The sequence below is a fragment of the Acinetobacter sp. SW-226 genome (genome assembly GCF_055632855.1).
In genome coordinates, this window is sequence record NZ_CM145752.1 from 1,412,384 (window position 1) to 1,429,607 (window position 17,224).

General features: G+C 42.6%; 20 protein-coding genes and 1 pseudogene. 20 read left to right on the forward strand and 1 reads right to left on the reverse strand.

From position 1 onward, the window contains the following. From ACZ8ZH_RS06795 to ACZ8ZH_RS06825, 7 genes are all read left to right on the forward strand, one after another. Positions 1–399, forward strand: a complete 399-nt coding sequence (locus tag ACZ8ZH_RS06795) for a DUF1320 domain-containing protein (protein WP_162900233.1) — start codon at positions 1–3, stop codon at positions 397–399. Positions 400–401: 2 nt separating this feature from the next. Beyond that, positions 402–842 carry a phage tail terminator protein gene (locus ACZ8ZH_RS06800; RefSeq protein WP_119062855.1) on the forward strand — a complete coding sequence of 147 codons (441 nt, stop codon included), beginning with the start codon at positions 402–404 and terminating at the stop codon, positions 840–842. A gap of 7 nt (positions 843–849) precedes the next feature. Beyond that, positions 850–1,029: a hypothetical protein gene (locus ACZ8ZH_RS06805; RefSeq protein WP_119062854.1), complete on the forward strand. Its 180-nt coding sequence runs from the start codon at positions 850–852 to the stop codon at positions 1,027–1,029. Continuing rightward, a complete protein-coding gene (locus tag ACZ8ZH_RS06810) occupies positions 1,022–1,765 on the forward strand; it encodes a phage tail tube protein (RefSeq protein WP_119062853.1) in 744 nt (247 codons plus the stop codon). Before ACZ8ZH_RS06805 ends, ACZ8ZH_RS06810 begins: the two co-directional genes overlap by 8 nt. Before the next feature lie 71 nt (positions 1,766–1,836). Continuing rightward, the gene (locus tag ACZ8ZH_RS06815; protein ID WP_119062852.1) at positions 1,837–2,403 is read left to right on the forward strand and encodes a hypothetical protein; all 567 of its coding nucleotides are present in this window, start codon (positions 1,837–1,839) and stop codon (positions 2,401–2,403) included. 70 nt (positions 2,404–2,473) lie between these two features. After that, positions 2,474–2,752, forward strand: coding sequence for a DUF2845 domain-containing protein (locus ACZ8ZH_RS06820; protein WP_119062851.1), 279 nt, complete (start codon positions 2,474–2,476; stop codon positions 2,750–2,752). A 9-nt stretch (positions 2,753–2,761) separates the two neighbouring features. Then, positions 2,762–3,283, forward strand: coding sequence for a hypothetical protein (locus ACZ8ZH_RS06825; protein ID WP_119062850.1), 522 nt, complete (start codon positions 2,762–2,764; stop codon positions 3,281–3,283). 15 nt (positions 3,284–3,298) lie between these two features. On the opposite strand, the gene ACZ8ZH_RS06830 is transcribed toward ACZ8ZH_RS06825, so the two are convergent. Further along, positions 3,299–3,622: an Arc family DNA-binding protein gene (locus tag ACZ8ZH_RS06830; RefSeq protein WP_119062849.1), complete on the reverse strand. Its 324-nt coding sequence runs from the start codon at positions 3,620–3,622 to the stop codon at positions 3,299–3,301. A gap of 123 nt (positions 3,623–3,745) precedes the next feature. On the opposite strand from ACZ8ZH_RS06830, the gene ACZ8ZH_RS06835 reads away from it, so the two are divergent. The 13 genes and pseudogenes from ACZ8ZH_RS06835 (at position 3,746) to ACZ8ZH_RS06895 (ending at position 17,163) form a co-directional block, all read left to right on the forward strand. Next, complete coding sequence (locus tag ACZ8ZH_RS06835; protein WP_162900232.1) at positions 3,746–3,907, forward strand: ribbon-helix-helix domain-containing protein; 162 nt, start codon at positions 3,746–3,748, stop codon at positions 3,905–3,907. A 78-nt stretch (positions 3,908–3,985) separates the two neighbouring features. Next, the gene (locus tag ACZ8ZH_RS06840) at positions 3,986–4,327 is read left to right on the forward strand and encodes a KilA-N domain-containing protein (RefSeq protein ID WP_470247887.1); all 342 of its coding nucleotides are present in this window, start codon (positions 3,986–3,988) and stop codon (positions 4,325–4,327) included. Positions 4,328–4,356: 29 nt separating this feature from the next. Further along, a complete protein-coding gene (locus ACZ8ZH_RS06845; protein WP_470247888.1) occupies positions 4,357–4,869 on the forward strand; it encodes a hypothetical protein in 513 nt (170 codons plus the stop codon). Positions 4,870–5,155: 286 nt separating this feature from the next. After that, complete coding sequence (locus tag ACZ8ZH_RS06850) at positions 5,156–5,332, forward strand: hypothetical protein (RefSeq protein ID WP_162900231.1); 177 nt, start codon at positions 5,156–5,158, stop codon at positions 5,330–5,332. Beyond that, the gene (locus ACZ8ZH_RS06855) at positions 5,329–5,565 is read left to right on the forward strand and encodes a hypothetical protein (RefSeq protein WP_119062848.1); all 237 of its coding nucleotides are present in this window, start codon (positions 5,329–5,331) and stop codon (positions 5,563–5,565) included. Before ACZ8ZH_RS06850 ends, ACZ8ZH_RS06855 begins: the two co-directional genes overlap by 4 nt. Before the next feature lie 49 nt (positions 5,566–5,614). Next, entirely contained in the window at positions 5,615–8,878 is a 3,264-nt protein-coding gene (locus ACZ8ZH_RS06860; RefSeq protein WP_470247889.1) for a tape measure protein, read from the forward strand. Continuing rightward, positions 8,878–9,290 (forward strand): annotated as a pseudogene (locus ACZ8ZH_RS06865) (hypothetical protein). Before ACZ8ZH_RS06860 ends, ACZ8ZH_RS06865 begins: the two are co-directional and overlap by 1 nt. After that, positions 9,280–12,891 carry a hypothetical protein gene (locus ACZ8ZH_RS06870; RefSeq protein ID WP_470247890.1) on the forward strand — a complete coding sequence of 1,204 codons (3,612 nt, stop codon included), beginning with the start codon at positions 9,280–9,282 and terminating at the stop codon, positions 12,889–12,891. Before ACZ8ZH_RS06865 ends, ACZ8ZH_RS06870 begins: the two are co-directional and overlap by 11 nt. A gap of 51 nt (positions 12,892–12,942) precedes the next feature. After that, positions 12,943–14,235: a hypothetical protein gene (locus tag ACZ8ZH_RS06875; RefSeq protein WP_119062844.1), complete on the forward strand. Its 1,293-nt coding sequence runs from the start codon at positions 12,943–12,945 to the stop codon at positions 14,233–14,235. After that, positions 14,232–14,528: a carboxypeptidase regulatory-like domain-containing protein gene (locus tag ACZ8ZH_RS06880; protein WP_228199363.1), complete on the forward strand. Its 297-nt coding sequence runs from the start codon at positions 14,232–14,234 to the stop codon at positions 14,526–14,528. The genes ACZ8ZH_RS06875 and ACZ8ZH_RS06880 overlap by 4 nt, the downstream gene beginning before the upstream one ends. Beyond that, positions 14,525–14,917 (forward strand): hypothetical protein, encoded by a 393-nt coding sequence (locus tag ACZ8ZH_RS06885; protein WP_119062843.1) that lies wholly within the window; start codon positions 14,525–14,527, stop codon positions 14,915–14,917. Before ACZ8ZH_RS06880 ends, ACZ8ZH_RS06885 begins: the two co-directional genes overlap by 4 nt. A gap of 13 nt (positions 14,918–14,930) precedes the next feature. Further along, positions 14,931–16,940, forward strand: a complete 2,010-nt coding sequence (locus tag ACZ8ZH_RS06890; RefSeq protein ID WP_119062842.1) for a hypothetical protein — start codon at positions 14,931–14,933, stop codon at positions 16,938–16,940. Further along, the gene (locus tag ACZ8ZH_RS06895) at positions 16,933–17,163 is read left to right on the forward strand and encodes a hypothetical protein (RefSeq protein WP_058869408.1); all 231 of its coding nucleotides are present in this window, start codon (positions 16,933–16,935) and stop codon (positions 17,161–17,163) included. The genes ACZ8ZH_RS06890 and ACZ8ZH_RS06895 overlap by 8 nt, the downstream gene beginning before the upstream one ends. The last annotated feature ends 61 nt before the right edge of the window (positions 17,164–17,224 follow it).

The following is a 17,224-nucleotide window of genomic DNA, read 5'->3' on the forward strand; positions in this document are numbered from 1 at the left end:
ATGACCTACGTTGATCGAACGGATCTAGTAAATGCTTTTGGCGAGGTGGAGATCTCACGTTTGGAGTTCAACATCACCAAGAGCAATGAACAGGTTGAGCAGGTAAAAGCTTCTACAGCAGCAATTATTTCAGCCTCTAATGAGGCTGATAGCTACTTGTCAGTTAGCTACGATCTACCCTTACCCAGTATTCCAGATTCACTTAAAACTAAAGTGTGCGATGTGGCTCGTTATTTGATGTACAAAGATAAGCCCACTGAAGAAGTTGAAGCCCGGTACAACAAGGCAATTTCTTACTTTAAGGACTTGTCTGCAGGTCGAGCTAAACTTGTATTCCCAACTCCACCTGCAGGTGATCAAGGTAAGCCTTCGTATACCTCAGGCATTTTTGTGGTGTAGCTATGAGTGAAAATTACTTTGCACTTGAACCAGCAATTGTGAAAGCGCTTCAGGATAACATCCCTGAAATCAAAACAATCCACACGCCATTCAATATTGAAGAAATGCTTGGAATGACCAACGAAGAGGTTGCTCTGAGTGTTATTTATTTTGATGACCGGGTTGCTGGGAATGCAGGTCAAGGGAAAGCAAATACGATTTATCAGCAATGGTTGGTTGTATTAAGTGTTCGAGAAGCCTCATCACAATTGCAGCAAACCAATGCAATTCGTGAATTAGCAGCTCCGCATATCCAAAAAGTTTTAAAGACCATGAGTGGCTTTGATCCTGAAATTGCAGGATTTGACGTCTTTAAGCGTACTAACAGTCCTGTGCGTAGCGGTGGGCAAACTGGTCACTTTTATTTCCCTATGATGTTTGAATGCTTAATGTTTAACAATTAGGAATCTTATGAAAACGCAATACAAAGCCCTAAAGCCGATTGGCCCGTGGGTGAAAGATCAAATTGTGGGTGATCTACCACAAGAAAAAATTAAACAGCTTTTAGAAGACGGAGTGATTGAAGCAATCAAGCCTGAGGTAAAAGCAGAAGCTAAACCAAAAACAAAAGAGGTGCCTGCGAATGGCTAAGAAATACATTTCATTACGCGGTAAATTCTCTCTTGCCCCAATAGTTGAAGGTGTTGTGGGGGCAATGCGAGAGCTGGGCAACATTCCTGACTTTACGCTGGAAATCACTGCTGACAAGATTGAGCATACCGAGTCAATGTCTGGTGATGATACGACCGATTTAGTGTTATACAACACCACGGCAGTTTCATTTAGCGGCACAATCGAACAGGTTGATGCTGATAACCTGGCATATATCCTGTCAGGTAAAAATGTCGCAGTGGCAACGAAAACCGTAGCTGACCACGATTTAGGTGCAGTAACCAAAGGACAGAAGATTAAGCTTGATGGTTTTAATTTGACTGTACCAACAGTGACTGATGGAGCATCAACACCAGTACCTATTGAATCAACGAAATATAAGCTAGATGCGGTTTATGGCACTATCGAGTTTCTTGATGATTTGCCGAAAGTTGTTATTGGGTACACGACTGGCGCCGTGACACATACTACGATCGCATCTGATTTCGGTGCTGAATATGCATTGTTCTTTGAGGGCATTGATAAGATCAGCAAAGACAAAGTGTTCTTAGCTCTGCATCGAACAGTGAAGACGCCTGATGCAAGCTTTGGCCTGATTCATGAAGAATTTGGCTCATACGAAATCAGCGGTGATGCCTTGGGTGATCTGACCAAAGATAAAGATGGTGCACTTGGCTTATACGGCTATTACACCCAAATTCCAAAAGCAACATAAGCTCACTACAGGCACTTAAATAGGATGCAATAGGCATCTTTTTTTGTGCCTGTACTTTTTGAGATTTCATCATGCATGATTTTTTTACGGCCTCAAATCGACCTGTCAAAGCAGGTGAGTTATCGGTGCACCAATTACAGATGCACAACTTTGATGAGTGGTCAGGCGCAGCACAGGTCATTAAAGAATTTTTGAATAATCATCCAGATGGAACCACACAAAAGATCTTTGATGCTCATCCATTTGAATCGACGCAATTGATAGCCCATTGCTTGAAATACAGCACTGAACAAGTCATTGATCTATTCAAGAAAGATGGTGCGCTCAATATCTTGTTATTGGATGCTGTGATCAAAGTGAATGACGCATTCTTTACCGAACCAAAACCAAAACACCGGGACGACGTGGATCCGCGTAAAAAGAGCAGTTGGTTTGATGTATTTCAGCTTCTTGCATCGAATGGCCATACACATGAAAGCATCATGCAAATGAGCTACGGTTCATTCCGTCACTATCTCAAAGCAGCTCAAAAAGCCGAGCGTATAAAGATGCGTAACTTAGCGATCGCTAGCCGGGCACAGAATGCTATCAATAAGAAGTTCAGTGAATTCATTAAGAGTCTTGAGAAAGAACAGTAATTTTCACATTGTGATGTGAATTTGAGCACGTTATGATTTAGCTGTTAAATATAAATAACTGGGTAAATTCATGAAAAAATTATTAATTACAGCTGCTTTGATGTCTGTTTTTACATTAGCAAATGCAAATTTGGCTGGGGCAAGCATTAACGGTAAGCAAGTTCGCAAAGGTCAGAGCTATGGCGAAGTTGTTGCAGCTGCAGGTCAACCAACTTCGCATTATGACTACATTAAAAACGTAGGTGGTAAAGACGTTTCGGTCCGTGAACTAAGCTATGTCGATGGCAGCAAAACTTTCACTGTTGTGATTGAAGATGGCAAAGTTACTACGATTCGTAGTGGGCGTTGAGGGTAAGAAATGAAGTACGGATTAATTGCAGTCATCATAGTTGCTGTAGCGCTTTTTTATTTTATGTCTCAAAGCAATAAGGCTGATGCCGAGCGTTTAAAGCAGGCTGAGATTGCTCATCAACAGAAGTTGGAGCAAGATAAAGTCAATGAGGCCAGCCTTGAACAAGCGTCTTTGACTCGACAAGCTGAGGCCGAGAAAGCGAAAATATTGAAAGCTGACGCAGAGCGCTTAAAGAGCGAATCTGATGCAAAGAAAATGGAGCAAGCCAAGCAAGATAAGATCAAAAAAGATATTAAGTTTATTGAGGATAAGGCAAAAGTTGGGTTGTTTGATCCTGAAGCTGCAAAATTCAGAAACATTAAAGGAAATTGTGGTGAAATAAATGCAAAAAATAAGGTTGGTGGTTATACAGGTTATCGACGATTTATTTACGATGCGGAATTTGACAATGTTTCAATAGAAGATGAAAAGGATGGCCTTTACAACCCTGAAATGATGAATATCTTATGGGAGAAGAAATGTCCATAAGATTAAAAAAGCACCTTAGGGTGCTTTTTTATTGACGCTCAGCATGTTTTGCAAAGTGCTTTCATCAATCATTATGGCTTTAATTATTCGATCAATTGCTTCCTCAAATGAAGGTTTTTCTCTATCAGCTTGTTCAGCCAAAATACCTGCAATGACAGCTAAAAGCATTCTCTTATATGGGTCAGATGCAACTAATCCAGATGTAAAACTTTCCTCTAGGCGAGCAACAATATCCGCATTCATTGAGCGATTATGTTGTTTGGCTGATTGGGAGATTTTTTCTCGCAATTCTTCAGACCAACGCAACTTATATTGCGGATCTCTTTGATTTTCACTCATGGGATAAAAGACCTTTCAGTAACTAATTCGAGTTTAATGTACCCAAGAGGTGTTGACAATGCACTCCAAGAGGTTCATTATTTAAGTGAACCCAAGAGGTTCTTTATTGTGTATGAGGTGGTTATGGAAAAGCAAAGAGGTCAGCAATTAAAAATTCGTTTTTTTGATGATGCTGATCATGAGAAATTGAAAGAGATTGCTGAAATGGAAGATCGCTCACTAACTTATTTGGTGAATCAAGCGATAAAACAATTTTTAAAAAACCAAGAGAGTGCGAAAGCATGAAATCAATAGACAACAAAAAAGCCCATGATCTTGGCGGACAGGGCTTGATTGATGTCAACAACTTACAGGAAAGTCAACATGACTATCATACAACAAAATCTTTTAAACCCAAACAGCCAACCTTTAGTTATTGGTGAATTTTCAATTCGTCAAGATGATGAAGGGCGTTATTGCATTAATGACTTGCATAAAGCTGGTGGTGGATTAGAGAAACACAAACCTTCTAATTTTTTACGAAACGAACAGACCAAAGATTTAATTCAGGAAATTGAGCAAAATATTATGATGCTCAAATCTGAGAATCATAATTCTGGTGCAATTAATGTAATTCGTGGGAGGGGGAAAGACCAAGGTACATATGTGGTAGAGGATTTAGTCTATTCATGCACGCAATGTGGATTTCTGCTAAGTTTCATCTAATGGTAATTCGTGCTTATAGATCACAAGTAATGGAATGGATGATTGGCGGTAAGCAAACCATCTCGCCTGAACAGGCAGGTATTCTTTACAACATTGTCCATACACGTGCAGGTGACAATAAAAACACGATCGTTCAAATGTGGAGTCGTTTAAAGAACCACTTTAAATATTCTGCGAGTTACCGTGAGCTGCGAGCCATTCATTTTGAAGATGCTAAGCACTATTTGGAAGTGATGGATTTAAAGGTTAAGACCGAGAAGAATGAACCGAAGCCTGAAGCATTTAACTTGAATGAACATAATATTCAAGGCTTGGCTATTCATATGATATGGGTTTACAAATGGTGGAAGGAGTTTGGCCCAGCTATCAGAGCTCTTAGCCCAAGAATGGCAGGGGACATCAATGATAACTTTATTGATGGACATAGCTTTGCAACTTACTTCATTGATAAACCAACCAGACTGGCAATTGATGAAAAAACAAAAGACTATCAGTGGCATGCAAGTTTTAAAGAAAAAATGGGATTAGATTTCAGCAAATAAATACAAACCTCCTTCGGGAGGTTTTTTTATTTAGAGTTACGCTTATAAGAGAGAACCAAATAACCATTCTTCGGAGTGGTTTTTTATTGCCTAACACATTCATAGACACGTGAAAATGATTATTCCTAGATTCTTTGCTAGGAATAATCATTTTTGCCCATTTTTATAAATTTCAAAATTGGTCTTGCGAAGGCGAGACTTTAAACCCGAAAAAGCAAAAAGCCCGTGACTCGCAATCATGGGCTTTTTTGTTTCCCACAAATTGAACAGGAATAAGTGAGAACCTATGAACAAGTTTACCAAAGGTAAATTTAAAATTCACCCGAAAGAGGGCATGGAAATGGAAGGTTATTTATCTGGCTGGTTGCGATTTTGTATTGGAGTGGCAATTCTACTGATTGCAGCAAGTCCATTTATCTACTCATTGTCTTATTTTTTTAATGTGACAGGTGTTGGGCGATGATTAATATCTTTAAAGAAAGATGGCAAGTTATTGCCGATATAGCTTTAAACCATCCAATTATATTTTTACTGTCCATTGTTAGTATTTTTGCTTGTGTTGCTCTTGTCGCCCTAACATTTTATATGGCTGGAAAGTATGAAATCCTGAAATACCCGTTCTTCATCCTTGTAGCCATTTTGCTACTCAACTTTTATGTCGATGTGGCGATCTGGACCATCAACTTATTCAAATAAACCGACCCAATACGAGGTCGGTTTTTAATGCCCTGAATTTGAGGTCTTTATGTCAAAAAATCTAACTTTTAAACTCATCATGGATGGTGAAAGCAAAGGTCTTGTGGCTGCTGCAAAGCAATCCGAAGATGTTAGTAAAAAGCTATTTGAAACCATTGAAAGTGAAGCTGAACGATTAAAGCAAACAAGCGCTGAAACCGCAAAAGAGATTGGTAAAATCATACCAACAGACCTTCCAAAAAAAGCGGAACAAGTAAAAGGTGAGTTGAGCGAACTTGGTAGTGAACTACAGGATGTAGCCAATAACGCTAACAAACTTTCTGCCAGTGCCAAAAAAGCAGGTGGTGATATTTATGCAGCACTTGGGATTAAGCCGCCAACTGTTATTAATGATGCAATCTCAGATTTATCAAAAAAACTTGAGAATTTTAAGAAAAACAGCAAGCTACCTGCGGAAGAAATAACGCGTGTTACGAAGATCACTGAGCAGGAAATTGCTCGCCTAAAGTCAGAGTTAAGTGGTGTTGATACCTCTGCCAATACTGCAAACACAGGTGTTGATAGATTATCAAAGGGCATGGGTGTAGCAAAATATGCCGCAACAGCTCTTGCTGGTGCTATGGCTACACTGGGCGTTGGGCTCGGTATTCGTGAATTAGCCCAAACAGCTGACACCTACACCAACCTATCCGCACGCATCAATATTGCGACCAAGGAGGGTGGTGATTTTACGTCGGCAATGGCTGGTGTACACCAAGTTGCGTTGATGACGAACTCCAGTCTTGATGCTACAGGCAGTTTGTTTACTCGTTTAAATGCTGTCGGTAAAGACATGGGGATGACCCAGCAACAAGCATTAGATTTAACCAAGACTGTTACTCAGGCCATTCAGATTGGTGGTGGATCAGCCCAAGCAAGTGAGGCCGCGGTACAGCAATTCATTCAAGCAATGCAGGGCGGTGTTCTTCGTGGTGAGGAATTCAACTCCATTATGGAGAATGGATTTGGTGTTGCGGAGGCTTTAGCGAGAGGCTTGGGTGTTACTACTGGCGAACTCCGTAAGATGGCTGAAAATGGAGAGCTTTCAGCTGAGCGAGTAGTAAAAGCTTTGCAAGGCCAAGCTAGTGAGGTTCAAAAGACTTACGATCAATTTCCAACAACTATCACCAATGCCCTTCAGAAGATTGCAACGTCTTGGCAGATCTTAATTGGTGAAATGGATCAATCTAACGGTGCATCGGCAACAGTAGCTAAGTGGTTATCAACTCTTGCCGACAATATGTATCTACTGAAGCCGATTATTGAGGATATTGGTAGTGGGTTTACGCGTTTTGGAGAATACTACAGCAACATATATGACCAAGGCACGATTGATTCATTAAAAGCCACTCTTCTCAGTGTATATGAAACCATCAAGACTCTTTTTAATACAGTTTTAGAGGTTGGTGAAGCATTTCATGATGTCTTTAGTGATGCCTTATCAACCGTTCTTGGGTTTACAAATGGTTTATATCCTGCTGGTGAGCAAGTTAGTGGATTCCAAAAGTTCATTGATCTTCTAAATATAGCATTAGGCTTTTTAAATGATGGATTCAAAACCATCGGGATTGGAGTGAATCTCTTTACTGGTACTCTTTATGGTTTGGCTTCGGCTTGGTATGAACTTAAGTCAATTTTGTCATGGGGTGAGGTGAAGGAAAAAGCCATTGCTGATATGGAAGCAATGAGAGCCAAGTCTGACGAATACTTTACCAAAGGATTTGATGGTGCCAAGAATTTCGAATCTAAAACAATTGAAACAATTCAGAATATTGGTAAAACAGACAAGGAGAAAAATCAGGAGCGTATAGCTGATAACCAACAAACGCTTGAGCAGTTAAAAGCCCAAGAGGAAAAACACAAAACCAATTATAAATCCATAAGTGATGAGCGCATTCAAGCTGAGCAACAGCTTTTTGAAGCGCGTAAATCTGGCAATCAAAGTGCTATTGATTTAGCTGTAAAGGGTCTTGCTGCCTTAGATGCCAAGGAAAAGGCCTATCAAGCGGAAAGTCAAAAAATTACCGAAGCTAAAATTCAAGCCGCACAAAATTGGGTGGATGCTCAGCTAATGGCGGCTGATGGTACTCAAAAAGCCGTAGATTTAGCCACACAAAAAACTTTACAGACTACTCTTGCCGCCCAAGGATTAAAGGCTGAATTCAGCACTACTGGTGGCGTAATTGTCACAGCCATGGATCAAGCAGCAGTTGGGGTAACTAATTTAGATAATAAATTAGTTATGGGTCGCAAAGGTGCTGAAGCATTAGGATTGGATTTAGATGTCGCTCTCAATCGTGTATCAGAAGCATTTGGCAGTAAGAAGAAAAGCCTTGATGATTTCGTTAACGGTCTTGAGCTTATGGGGGTTAGGGGTAAACAAGCTGGCGAAGTCACCTATCAAGCATGGCTAAAGTGGCTTGAAACCGCCAAAAGCCAAGCTGAAATTGATGAAGCAAAAGCCAAATTAAAAGAATTTGGCACATCTGGCCAACTTAGCACCCAGCAAGTTGAGATGGGAATGCAGGCTGTGAAACGCGCCGTGCAAGAAATTCCCGATAGCTTATCACCAGTCGAAGCCGCAATGGAGCGACTTGGAATTAAATCCAAAGAGCAACTTAAATTAGCTGCGGAAAATGCCTTAACTGACCTCGATACCGTCATGAAAAGCGGTGAAGCAACTCAAGAGGGTTTGCAAAAAGCTTATGAAGAAACTGTGCGATTAGCTCAAGCATCTGGTAATGCTCAAGTCATGGCAGCTGCTAATGCTAAGGCGGCTTATTTAGGGCTTGAGGTCCAACTCGATGCCACAGGTAAAGCCACAGTCACTAAACTTGGCGAGATCCAGCAAGCAGCAATCGAGACTCAGCGTACTGTGAGCCAAGTCAGCCAATCTACTACACAAGAGCAGCCTGAGATCAGTGCTGAGCAACAAGCCACCAATGACTATTGGGATGACTTCAAGGCCAAGATGAAAGCGCGTACTGATGAGCTGAATGCCAAATCACAAGCACGAGGTACGGGTGGTGGTAATGCTTCATTGCTGTCGAATGGTAGGGATTCAACTCAGCAAATTTCCGCCGTGCCAGATGCTCCACTTATCGCGACTAGTCTTGATATTCAACCGATTGAAGGTATGGAAACTAAACAAAGTGTGGAAATCAAAATTGATATGGGAACAGGACAGACATCGACAGTATCAGCAGCACCCGATCAAGCTACGGCTCTTGAAGAAATGATGCGAGAACTTGAAGCAATTAAAGGAAGATCGTAATGCAATTAATGCGAAAGTCGACCAGTGAAACCATCCAACTTGAGGATGGTTTTTTTGGTCTGATGAAAACTGGTCTGCAATTGAACAGAACCAAGAATATGCCATCAGTGGTGCCTTGATTATCCAAGAGGGGCGCAAGCAAGCAGGTCGACCAATTACATTACAGCCTGCCAATAAAACTAAAGGTTGGATCAAACTGCGCGATCTGAACACGCTTCGTTTATGGCAGAACCTGCAGGAGCAATTCACGCTTCAGTATGAATGGCCACACGACCAACGCGAGTTCAATGTGATTTGGAATCATAAAGACGGTGCGCTGGAAAGCTCTACAGTTAAAGGCACCCCAGCAACATCACTTGATACTTATTTTAACGTCACCATGCGATTCATTGAGGTAAGCGATGACAATTGAAACCAATAATTTAAAGCTCCTTGAGTCAGAGCGTATCCGTACAGATGCTGAGGATGGTGGGGGTAAATACTCAGGCCGTGAAATTGTCGACGGTGAAAGTAATAACCTGTTCAATGATATTTCCGAGATGGACCGCACCACTGGCCGTACTTCTATCCAAAAGATTTATGCTGCAGTCGATACAGCGGATACCGATGCATTGATGGGTGCGACGGTATTCATCTCGCAGAATGCGCAAGATCCCAATGTGTCCGCCGTGTTATTCAGTACAGACAGCTGGACGGATGAACGCTCGAGCGCTCAAAACCGAATTGAAAACTATTTGGCTAAAGGTGCACAAGTTGCGGGTACACCCTTGGACACACATTGGCAGGGGATGAAACTCCTGCAAGTCGCTTTAGCTACGCAAGAAACCGAGTTGTCGATTGGAAAGTCGATTGTATTGATCTCCAATGAGGGTAAAACCTTAGAAATTGAACAATACCTACGAATTACCGAGGTAACGACACGAACAGCTTATGTGATGATTGACGGCAAACAGGTGGAATATAAAATTGCTACCTATGGCCTCAGTGATGCATTGAAAGCTGATTTTGTAGGGTTATCAGTGAAGCAATGGTTTAGCGGTGAAAAGAGCACCACGATTATCCGTGACACCATTGTGGCAGATACAGGTAAGTACTACTCCAGTGCGAATTTAAAAGAAGCTGCACAAGTCGGTGATTATTCTGTGGTTGCTGAAGATGTCTACACGCAGTTGGTTCCATCAGCCCAGACAGAAACCGCAATGGTGAATATCAATGCAGCAGGTGATTCAGTTGCGCTAGTGAAAGCTACAGATGGAGTGCTGAGCAAGACTTTTAGCAATGTTGTTATTAACACTGTATCAAGTCTATATATCGGCTCATCTATCATGCCGAAATCGGTTGAGTTTACTTTGTTTGGTTCTACTATTAACGATGTAGGCGGGGAGCTTAAAAATACAGCTGGTACATCCATTGGTACAATCAACTATCAAAACGGTTCTATTGTATGGAATGCCAATGCTGGAACCGGTACAACCAACCTCACGATTAACTTTCTGCCAGCGGCTGCGGTGACAGCTCCCGTTGAATCTGAACTGATCTATGTAAATCAGGAGAATATTGGTTTTACTTGGTTGCGAAACTTGGTCCCATTGCCATCACCTGGTAGCCTGCAAGTGTCTTACTTGGTGCAGAACCAAGTCTATACGCTTCGAGACAATGGTGCAGGGCAGTTAAAAGGCTCTGATTCATCATTTGGTTCAGGAAGTATTGATTATGATACTGGGACCATGGCACTCACCACAGGTGAACTTGCCGATGTCGGTAGTGCCATTCTGATGACGTGGAGCAACATGATCACGGCTCAAGAGCGTTCAGGATTAACCATCAATAAAGCCTATGTCGAGATTCCTGTAAATGATTCGATTGTGGCTGGTACCTTAATAGTTAACTGGTTATTAAACGGTGTTGCCAAGTCTGCAACCGATAACGGCCAAGGGCAATTCACAGGGGATGCAACTGGCACGATTGACTATGCTGACGGTGTAGCCAAGCTAATGCCGACACTGTTGCCCAATGGTGGTACCACATTTAATGTATCAGGCCAGAAAGGCACCAAGTCCGCTGTTAGTCTCACAGCAATACCATCAGGTGGATCAATTACAGTTGAACTGGATAATGGCTCAGCAGCTCTTATCCCTAAATCTGTGAAAGTGCGAGTTCCTGTGAAGTGCATGAGCTACACAGGGGAGGTTGAGCTGCATGATATGCCAGTTGATGCTAATACTGGACGCCTATTTAATGGTGAAGGTCAGCAACAAGGCACCATTAACTATGCATCACATGCGATGAATATTACCCCCAGCACTACACTTGAAACGATCGAGCGTGAGAAGATCGTGCAGGCTTATTATGGTCAGTACAACACCAGTGCAGAGGCGATTGCAGCCGGCATGCTTGGAGCAACAATCAAGTATAAAAATACAACGGAGAGCTACACCCTGAGTCTGAATGAAGTTGCGACTGCGGTGACGGTGAGTGTGTCTTATCGTGATAATTCAGCCGCAGCTTCTTGGTCGGATACAGTAATCGGCACTATATTAAAAACGGATTTAACTGAAGGCTTTGCTGAGCAGATTCTTGCCAGCTCGGTTCGCTTTACATTAGCCAGCTCAACTTATGTCGATAAACTTGGATCGCTTTACCGTAATCCATCAGTGACTACGGGTGCAGGTACAGTTGCTGGTCAGATCCACTATGGAAATGGAGCCGTAGAGCTATCTGCATGGGATGTAGGTGGGGCGAACAATCCGACCTTAGAGACTTTGGTGACTCAACTGGAGAATGTTCAAACTAACCAAGTGTCATACCGTGCACCGATGATTCCTATTCGGGCGCAGTCCTTAACTTTGTCCGCCACCAAGGTAGAAGGTGGAGTGTTGAATATCACCCCTGATGGCTCGGGTACCATTGATACAGCGGACTGTGATGGATTCTTTAACTTTGAGCAAGGCTATGGCCAGTTTGTATTCCGTGAAAAAGTAGTAATTACATCTGCTAATCGCGCTGAAATTATGGCGCAGGATTGGTATGTAGCTGAACTTGAGTATGCAAAAGACGGCAAGCAGTGGATTCATAAGCCCATTATGGTCCTGCCTGAAACCATCAAATACAGCGCAGTCGGTTATAGCTATATCCCGATTGATGCTGAGTTATTGGGTTTATCCGCTGTGCGTTTGCCGATTGATGGTCGAGTTCCGATTTTCCGATCGGGTGAGATTGGGATAGTGAGTGCAAGCAAGTCGCAGGAACTACCTGATTATATTGCAGGTCAAACCTACCCATTGAATGATGCACGGATCTCATGGTGTGAACTTGAAGATGCTGACGGCATTAAGATATCGTTTGATCTATACACAGTAGATTATGACTACGGCAAAGTGACTTTAAATGGTGATTTTGCTTTGGGTAATTTGACTGGACCAGTGACAGCCAAGTATCGCTATCAAGACATGGGTTTAGTGCGTGATGTCAAAATTAATGGACAAGTGACTTTCACCAAGCCTCTGACGCACAATTATGATCCAAGCAATACGATTGTTGGTTCCGCACTGGTGATTGGTGATATGCAAGCGCGTTACACCCGAAAGTTTGTGCAGTCGACGTGGGACAATTTGTGGAATGATGAGGCTACTGGTGCGGCCATCTCAGCCAACTATAACGATACGCTATATCCAATTGAAGTCACCAACAAAGGCAATATTCAGGAGCGTTGGGCGATTGTTTTTACAAGTACCACAGCGTTTCGGATCATTGGTGAATATTCTGGCCAGATTGATACGGGTGTTATTACAACAGATTGCACCCCTATGAATCCAGTGACTAATGCGCCGTACTTCACGATCAAAAAGGAGGGTTGGGGCAATGGTTGGGCAAGTGGCAATGTGCTGCGCTTCAACACGATTGCAGCCAATCATCCGATTTGGGTAATACGTACAGTGAAGCAATCAGCGCCAACAGTGCTGTCAGATTCATTTCAAATCATGCTACGCGGTGACATTGACCGGGTGGCTTAATCTTTAATTCAAATATGACCGCTTCGGCGGTCTTTTTTATGGGTAATGAAAATGGTTGCAAGCACAGATATAAAGTTCTACGTACATAGCAATAACAATGCACCACAGCTTCAAAATGCCTATGGTTCGATGATTGGTGTTTTGGATGCATGCTTAGTCAATGGGATCAGTCTTGGGATCGTATCAACACTGACAGCAGTTGGCACCACGGTGACAGCTGTATTTAGTACTGCTCACAACCTCATGCAATACCAGGTAATCAAAATCGTTGGTGCGAATCAGGCTGAATATAACGGTGAGCATCGTATCTTGACGGTACCAAATGCAACGAGTGTGACTTTTCAACTGGTAAGTGCACCAAGTGTAACAACAGCTACAGGTTCAATCACTGCATCATTGCCATCATTGGGGTGGGAAAAGCCTTTCTCTAGCACAAATGAGGCTGGAGGCGGGAAAGCCGCCTATCGCTCCAAAAATACATTATTACCAAGCCGACCGTTTTTACGTGTGGTTGATGAGCTTGACCCAGCTTATACAGCAACATATGCCAAATTTGCTAAGGTGGGCATGGTTGAGGATATGACTGATATCAATACAATGCTTGGGGTGCAAGCGCCATACGATTCAGCAAGCGTTGATAAAAATTGGGTTGGAACAGGAACGGGTACAGCAGTCATTAATGGGTGGGCGAAGTGGTATTACGCACGCAACACAGCAGCCACTGGTACAGGTCCCGACACAAGCGTTCCAGCAAATGGTATTAGAAAATGGCTACTTATAGGAGACGATGATCACTTCTATTTAATACCTGCTCATACCGTGAGCAATGATTTTGGTCCCGTGTATGGCTTTGGGAAATTTAATAGCAATATATCAAGTGATTCAGCAAATACTTATCTATCAGCAACGATAAATAATGCAGTAGCAAGTAGTAGTTTTTATGCTGCAGGCAACACAGGAATTGGCTCTAATTTAAATAGAAATGCCTGCATCATAATCCAGCGAAAATATGATCAAAGTGCTGTTTTTGCTACTGCTTCAAATGGCATCATGTCAATATCTACATCCAACACATCAACAACGGGGTCGAGTGATGTTATCTCAAGCCTTGCTACCCTTGGATTTTCTCAAAGCTGTGATGTGCATTTAACAGAAAATACAACTAATTTCTCAAGTTTAGTAAGTTTAATTCGTGGGAAATTCGCAGGATTGCAATGGTTGTTTCAAAGCAAACCCTTTGCAGAACTTCAGCTTGAGGTTTTGGCGGGGGAGATTTGGCTTGCTAAAAATGTCGCAACAAGCACAGCTGAAGGACAGATGTTATTTAAAGTGGGGGACTTATGACAACAATAAGTATTAGCAACACTAATATCAAGACAGCCTGGTCTAAACAGTACAAATCCACGCAAAATGGTGAATACACAATCAAGGGCGTGGTTCAAAAGAAAGGAATCAATATCCCTTGCCGAGTAAGACTCTATGAGAAATCAACAGGCAATAAGCTACATGAGGTTGCGACAGATGCTAATGGCAATTATGAGTTTAAATACATTGCACAGGTAAAGTGTTTTGTTATTGCTCATGATCCGCAAAATCAATATAACGCAGTCATTCAAGATAACGTGGTGCCGAAATGATTCAACCCTCACTCAAAGCCAGTCTTGTGCAACTCCAAGCACTAGCCACATATCTCGATCAAGGAAGCTCAAATGCTTCCTTTGTTTTTTATGATGATGCCAAACCCGCATCTGTAGCAGTGGCTGCTAATAATACAGCTAAGTTAGTTATTCTCACTTTGCCAAAACCCTGTTTTAAAACCCTACACGCAGACAGTATTGAACTCAATCAAACTGATGCAGCAACAGTAACGAAAGCAGGTGTTGCGACATGGGCACGCTTGCTGAATGGCGCTGGTGAAGCCGTTGCTGATTTCACAGTGGGTACGGATATAGAGTTGGCCAACCCCGAATTGGTCTTAGGTAGCACACTGATGATGAACTCATTGATCCTCAAACCATCCACATAAAAGAGGTGGACATGTGGCGAACTATATTCCACCTGATGCACATTATGTAAATCTTGATTTTAAAGACCTTGCGACAGGATCTACCGATCTTAACTTTGGTGCAGATGAACAAAATCTCGCATCACTTGAAGCCACCATTGATACTTCATTTTTAGCTTTATTTCAGGCACAAAGTTTCGACTTCAATGCGCTTGAGGCTGAGTTCAATGTTTCATTCAGCGCAGAGTTAAAAGCGGTATCGGGGCAAACTGCACAGCTTGATGCAGTGATCAATACGAGTTTTATCCCAGCGCTTCATGTAGTGAGGATTAATGCATATTGCTCCCTCGATGCAGTGATCAGCACATCATTCAATCCTGCCTTTGATGCCTTGTTTGATATTAATCATCAACTAGGTGTTGAGCTGAAGTTCAGTGCAGTATTTGAACGAGCAATCACCCAGCTTGGTTCAACGGAAATACCGTGGGCGAAACCAGTCTTAAGGGTGTCAAATGATACCTTTTTTTACGATCGCGGATTGGTGTTGAACCATGGTAGTGACATTGGCTTTCAGCGTGGACGGACGTTATCTGAATCCATCCATGCGGTATTTGATCAGGGTGTGAAGCTTAGCCGAAATTTATGTGTGCGCTGGCAAGAAAATCTGAAGATTCGTATTGCGCGTGATTTGTATTTTGATGAGTCGATCAAACTTCGATTGAACCGTGAATTGTCGCATCAAGAGATGATCCGAAAGCGGCGTAACATCTCGTTTTCACATCAAGTCGCACATGTCTTTGAAAAGCGCTTTAGCTTTGATTGGGATAAAGGACTGGAGTTGGTCACACAAGATGAGATCCCTTGGGATAAATCCAAATCTATCCACTATCGCAAGCATCCGATTGAACCATGGCCAGAGCCTGAAATTCCTGAATATCAGGGTACAGGTGATCTTAATTTCGTATGCCTATGTCATGAAGTGGATTCGCATGATGTTGTTCTCAACTTCGGTGCAGACGATTGCATACCTGGCATACCGAATCGTAATTGGTGGTACATATTGAATCGTTTATCTGTGACGCGCCTAGACAATGGTGTAGAGATTGAAGTCTATGACGGGAATTACAGTACCGATCGCAGTTGTTGGTGTTGGTCCTATAGTTTGACCGTACCTGCATCCGAGATTGGTAAACTGGAGCCCATCAATGGCCAACCTGTGATTTTAAAAATTATGGTGAATGGTACCGAGCATCAAATGTTGCTTGAGAACCGCCGACGTTCTCGTAAGTTTGCTCAAGACACCTACACTTTGATTGGTCGCAGTCAAACCGCACTGCTTGCGGCACCGACTGCGCCTTTACGCTCATTCTTACAAGAGAATGATCGAACCTCCGTTCAATTGTGTCAGGCAGAGCTGGATCGTGTATTTAGCGATACGGTACTGAATTGGCAGTTGATTGATGCGTTGGGCTGGATCGTTGAGCGTGAATGCTTAAATTATTCCAACTTAGCACCAATCGACGCCATCAAGATGGTGGTTGAAAGCGGTGGCGGGTTTATCTATAGCGAAAATGGTAGTAATACCCTAACCATTAAACCGCTGTATAAAAAGACCTTTTGGGATGTATTGTCGATTGCTGAGTATGATCGCTTGTTGCCTGAGTCTGCAGTGGTGAGTCAGTCGACTGATTACCAGATCTATCCAGATTACAACGGCATCACGCTGACCAATGATCGTAAAGCTTTGGTCTCTCAAGTAAAGCGTACTGGTACCAGTGCCGATACCTTACTTCAGCCTGAAAATAACCCATTATTTAACCATGTCAGCATGGGCGCTTATGGAAAGGCCAAACTTGCAAAAGCCGGGATGGTTGAGACGCATACCTACAGCATGCCGATTTCGCCTGAAGTGGGTGAATGTGTGCCAGGAGAAGTGCTTGCTTTTAATACAGAGTGGTGGGGCATTGTAGATAGTGTCAGCGTCTCGTTCAGTCATGCAGTGGTCAATCAAACCGTGAAAGTGGAGCGCGTCAATCGTGAGTAATGCATTACAGCGTTTAATTGATTTACTGCCTACAGCTGCAGAATTTGTAGGAACCATTACCAGCGTGGACCATCCTAACTACAAAGTGTTGGTGGTGGGAGGATCAGGCTTAAACCTGGTCACCAGTTCAACCCGCTATAACTTAGGAGCATCTGTATTTGTATCTGATGGTGAGATCAAGCGACTCGCACCATTGGGTGAAGTGATTCAAATCGAAGTTTAAGTTTAGAAAAGTATATGGCACCCAAGAGGGTGCTTTTTTATTGCCAATAATTAGGGGGAAA